Origin of the sequence: Sphaerotilus sp., assembly GCF_041083715.1 — a bacterium.
Classification (GTDB): Bacteria; Pseudomonadota; Gammaproteobacteria; order Burkholderiales; family Burkholderiaceae_C; genus Sphaerotilus.
This window is the reverse complement of sequence record NZ_JBFPGY010000018.1, coordinates 1-4,341: the sequence shown is the minus strand read 5'-3', so window position 1 is coordinate 4,341 and position 4,341 is coordinate 1. Positions and strand designations below refer to the sequence as shown.

The 4,341-nt window shown below is 69.7% G+C and carries 6 protein-coding genes; 2 read left to right on the top strand and 4 right to left on the bottom strand.

Annotated elements, in window-relative coordinates:
• Both AB3X43_RS00750 and AB3X43_RS00745 read left to right on the top strand, forming a co-directional pair.
• Positions 1-571, top strand: a 571-nt coding sequence (locus AB3X43_RS00750) for a DMT family transporter (RefSeq protein WP_369427986.1), incomplete at its 5' end; no start/stop codon positions are given.
• 58 nt (positions 572-629) lie between these two features.
• On the top strand, positions 630-1,085 hold the full coding sequence (locus AB3X43_RS00745) for an acyl-CoA thioesterase (protein ID WP_369427985.1): 456 nt from the start codon (positions 630-632) through the stop codon (positions 1,083-1,085).
• Between the two features lie 39 nt (positions 1,086-1,124).
• On the opposite strand, the gene AB3X43_RS00740 is transcribed toward AB3X43_RS00745, so the two are convergent.
• The 4 genes from AB3X43_RS00740 to AB3X43_RS00725 form a co-directional block, all read right to left on the bottom strand.
• Positions 1,125-1,451, bottom strand: coding sequence for a hypothetical protein (locus AB3X43_RS00740; RefSeq protein WP_369427984.1), 327 nt, complete (start codon positions 1,449-1,451; stop codon positions 1,125-1,127).
• 125 nt (positions 1,452-1,576) lie between these two features.
• Positions 1,577-3,364 (bottom strand): feruloyl-CoA synthase, encoded by a 1,788-nt coding sequence (locus tag AB3X43_RS00735; RefSeq protein ID WP_369427983.1) that lies wholly within the window; start codon positions 3,362-3,364, stop codon positions 1,577-1,579.
• Positions 3,365-3,405: 41 nt separating this feature from the next.
• Positions 3,406-4,137, bottom strand: coding sequence for an ABC transporter ATP-binding protein (locus AB3X43_RS00730; RefSeq protein ID WP_369427982.1), 732 nt, complete (start codon positions 4,135-4,137; stop codon positions 3,406-3,408).
• A gap of 1 nt (position 4,138) precedes the next feature.
• Positions 4,139-4,341 (bottom strand): ABC transporter ATP-binding protein C-terminal domain-containing protein (locus AB3X43_RS00725; protein ID WP_473965038.1); only part of this gene is annotated, 203 nt, incomplete at its 5' end.

The following is a 4,341-nucleotide window of genomic DNA, read 5'->3' as shown; positions in this document are numbered from 1 at the left end:
GCCGCTGCGCTGGCTGCTGCTGGCGGGTGGGATGGTCGGCGCGCTGGTCGTGATCCGGCCCAGGGGCGAGGCGCATGACCTGGGCTGGGCGGCGCTGCTGCCGTTCGGGCTGGTGCTGTCGAACGCCATGTTCCAGCTCATCACCAGCCGCCTGGCGCGCACCGAAGACCCCGCGACGACGCAGTTCTACACCGGCCTGACCGGCGCGGTGCTCACCAGCGTGCTGCTGCCGTGGAGCTGGCAGATGCTCACGCCGGCCGGCTGGGCGCTGCTGGTGCTGCTCGGCGCGCTCAGCACCTCGGGCCACTTCCTGCTGATCCTCGGCTACATGCGCGCTGGCGCTGCCACGCTGACGCCGTTCCTGTACTTCCAGATCGTCTTCGCCACGCTGGTCGGCTGGCTCTGGTTCGGCCACGCGCCGGATGCGGCCACGCTCGGCGGCATCGCGATCATCACGGGCTGCGGCACCCTCGGCACCTGGCTGTCCAGCCGCGAGCGGGGACTGCAACCTGCCGCAGCGGCCCTCCGGCTGCCGTCCCAGGCCGGCAAGCAGCCGACCTGCTCCACCTGAGCGCTGCCGCGCAGATGCGCCGCTGTCCGTGTCCGGCGCCCAGTGCCACACTCAGCCCATGAGCGACACCCTCACCCACACCTACCCGCTGCGCGTCGAGTTCGGCGATTGCGACCCGGCGCAGATCGTCTGGTTCCCCAACTTCTTTCGCTGGGTCGATGCTGCGAGCCGGCATTTCTTCGTCCAGTGCGGCCTGCCGAGCTGGAAGGACACCGAGCGCGAGCGCGGCATCCTCGGCACGCCGTTGGTCGACACGCAGGCCCGGTTCCTGCGCCCCGCCTCCTACGGCGATGACCTCGCCATCGACTCCAGCGTCACCGAATGGCGCCGCAAGAGCTTCGTCATGACGCACCGCATCCGCCGTGGCGAGACGCTGCTGGTGGAGATCACCGAAGTGCGCGTGTTCGCCCGCCGCAAGGGCGACGGCAGCGATCCGCATGCGATCGAGGCCGTTCCGGTGCCGGACGACTGGCGCCGACAGTGCTCCGCGCCGGAGAAGGACACCCTCCTCTGAGCGTGTGCCGGAGTCGCAGATGTCTTCGCGACCGTGCGCTTATCGGGCTGTGTCGGAGGGGCTGGTGCCGGACGCCCAGCCGGCGCTGGCGAGGGCCTCGCCCGACGCTGACCACTTGTCGATGTCGATCCGATCCAGTCGGCTGTGGATCTCGAAGGTCAGCGCGTTCAGCCCGAACTGCGGGCGGTACACCGCGGTGGGCCACAGGCAGGGCCACAGCAGCAGCAGAACGACCGCCAGGATCAGCCGTGAGTTGAGCGCGTCCTGGCGGGTCTCGCGCATCAGGTCGCTGAGCGGTCCGACATTCAGCAGAAGCAGTCCGATGCCCAGGTGCAGGCCCAGCAGGATGACCAGAAAGTGTTGCATGGGCGCCATGCTAGACACAACTGGTTCCAATTGGTACCTGCTGGCGGCGCACCGATCCCTGCAGATGCGGGGGTGGCCGGGTGCTTGTTCACGGGGTTTTGGCTTTCTGGATGCGCTCGTGCAGTTCAGGCGCGCAGCCCGTCCGGGCCGTGGAGGGCGAGCACGGCCGCGGCACGCTGCGCGAGCACGGCGCGCTGGTTCAGGTATCCCTTGTCGGTGATCTCGCCCGCGTCCACGCTGGGCGGCGCGTCGAGGATGAGCGCACAGACCGGCGTCTGCGATGAACCACCGCCCTCGGCCTTCATGGCCCGCAGTCCGGCGCGGAGGTGGGCTTCCAGCTCGGTCCGCGGCAGCGCCTTGGCCTGCGGCGTCGGGAAGACCAGCAGGCCGATCTCCTCGCGCTCATGGCCGGTGACGACGACGTCGGCCACATGCGGTGCCAGCGCGGTGACGGCGCGCACGCGCAGTGTGCCGACGCTGACCCAGGTGCCGCTGAGCAGCTTGAAGTCCTCGGCGACACGCCCGTCGAAGACGATGCCACGCTCGGGACGGGTCTCGTCGAGCAGCTTCGCGGCGTCGCCGATGCAGTAGTAGCCGTCTGCGTCGAAGGCGTTGGCGGTGACTTCGGGGGCGTGGCGGTATTCGGAGAACACGTTCGGTCCGCGCACGCGGATCTCCAGCTTGCCGCCGTTGGGCAGCAGCTTCAGCTCGACCCCCGGCAGCGGCAGGCCGATGCAGCCGGCGCGGTCGATGCGCCAGTGGACGCTGGTGACCGCCGGCGCGGTTTCGGTCGCGCCCCACGACGAGGTGAACCACAGCGGCCGGTTGCGCACCTTGGCCACCACCGCTTCCAGCCGTGTCCACAGGCTCTGCGGCAATGCGGCGCCTGCGTAGAACACGCCTTCGAGGTTCTCGATCACGTCGCGGGCGAGGGCCTCGTCGGCTTCGAGGTAGGGCAGCAGCATGTCGAAGCCGCGCGGCACGTTGAAGTGGAAGTTCGGCCGCACATCGCGCAGGTTGGCCACCGTCTTCTCGATCAGGCCGGGCACCGGACGGCCCTCGTCGACCCAGAGGCTGCCGCCGTGGGCCAGCACCATGTGGAAGTTGTGGTTGCCGCCGAAGGTGTGGCTCCAGGGCAGCCAGTCGAGCAGGCGCAACTGGTGCCGTGTCAGGAAGGGCCACGCCTGCGCGATCTGCTTCTGGTTGGCGCAGAGCATGCGGTGGCTGTTGACGACGACCTTGGGCACACCGGTCGAGCCCGAGGTCAGCAGGTACTTGGCTGGCCACTCCGGGCGGATCGCGGCGAACGCGGTCATCACGGCGGGTGACTCCCTGCTGTCGAGCAGCGACGCGAAGGACCGCGCGCCATCGAACGCCGCCGCGTTCTGGCTGAACACCACCGGCACGTCGCGTCCCCAGGCGCGCACCGGCGGGCCGTAGACGCCCGGTTCGGACGCGTAGACCAGCGCGGGGTCGAGGGCGTCGAGGATGGCGTGGATCTTCTCGAAGTCCCTGGTCAACCGGCAGTAGGCGCTCGACACGGTACAGGCCACGCGGCCGAGGTGCATCGCCGCGAGGATCAGCAGCGCGTGGTCCACGCTGTTGTCCGACAGGATCACGACCGGCTTGTCGGCGGGCAGGTCGAGGTCGAGCTGTGCCTGCGCGAGCCGGCCGACCGCGTCGCGTGTCTGGCGGTAGGTCAACTGGCGCCAGCCGCCGGTGGCGTCACGCTCGGCGAGGAAGACCGCGTCGGGAGTCGTGTCGGCCCAGTGCTCCAGCCACTCGCCGATGCAGCGCACGAAGGGCTGCAGCGGCTCGGGCGAGCGCAGGATGAAGCCCCCACCGGGCAGGTCTTCGCGCAGCACCCGCGGCGGGGCGAGGGCGGCGGCATCGTCGAACAGCATCAGGTCCATGTCGTGTCTCCTTGTGTTCTTGTCTCTTGTCGGGGCAGACCTCAGACGCCGAGGAAGCCGGCCAGCTCCGAGCTGCCGCGCAGCGCCTCGGACGGCCCTTCGAGCACGACGCGCCCCTTCTGCACCACGACCAGCCGGTCGGACTCGTTGCAGACCTTGCGGTAGTCGCGGTCGACGATCAGCGTGGCGATGCCGGTGCGGCGGATGCTGGCGATGACGCGCCAGATCTCGGCGACGATCAGCGGCGCCAGGCCCTCGGTCGCTTCGTCGAGGATGATCGCGTCGGGGTTGGTCATCAGCGCGCGGCCGATGGAGAGCATCTGCTGCTCGCCGCCGGAGAGCTGGTGCCCCAGGTTCGTCAGCCGCTCGGACAGGCGCGGGAAGGTGGTCATCACGCGGTCGTAGGTCCAGTCCTTCTGGCCGGAGGTGCCGGCGCGGGCGGCCATCACGAGGTTCTCGCGCACGGTCAGCGTCGGGAAGATGCCACGGCCTTCCGGCACGTAGGCGACGCCGAGCTGCGCGACCTGGTGCGGCAGACCCTTGGACAAGTCCTTGCCGGCGACGTGGATGCGCCCCTCGCGCTGGCGCACATGGCCGAGCAGCGTGCGGATCAGCGTGGACTTGCCCATGCCGTTGCGCCCGAGCAGGCCGACCGTCTCGCCCCGGGCGAGTCGGAAGTCGATGCCGTGCAGGATGTGGCTGCTGCCGTACCAGGCCTGCACGCCCTGCGCGTCGATGATCGGTGCAGTGGATGTGGAAGAAGCTGCGGACATCTCAGTGGCCTCCCAGGTAGGCGGCCTGCACGTCGCGGTTGGTGCGCACTTCGTCGGGCGTGCCGGTGGCGATCACCGCGCCGTTGACCATCACGGTGATGCGGTCGGCCACGGCGAACACCGCGTCCATGTCGTGTTCGACCAGCAGGATCGCGTGGCCGGTCTTGAGTTCGCGCAGCAGGTCGAGCATCCGGTGCGACTCCT

Excerpts from the sequence above, each read along its gene's own strand:
- AB3X43_RS00745 (WP_369427985.1), top strand. The coding sequence starts at position 630 with ATGAGCGACACCCTCACCCACACCTACCCGCTGCGCGTCGAGTTCGGC.
- AB3X43_RS00740 (WP_369427984.1), bottom strand. The coding sequence starts at position 1,451 with ATGCAACACTTTCTGGTCATCCTGCTGGGCCTGCACCTGGGCATCGGA.
- AB3X43_RS00735 (WP_369427983.1), bottom strand. The coding sequence starts at position 3,364 with ATGGACCTGATGCTGTTCGACGATGCCGCCGCCCTCGCCCCGCCGCGG.
- AB3X43_RS00730 (WP_369427982.1), bottom strand. The coding sequence starts at position 4,137 with ATGTCCGCAGCTTCTTCCACATCCACTGCACCGATCATCGACGCGCAG.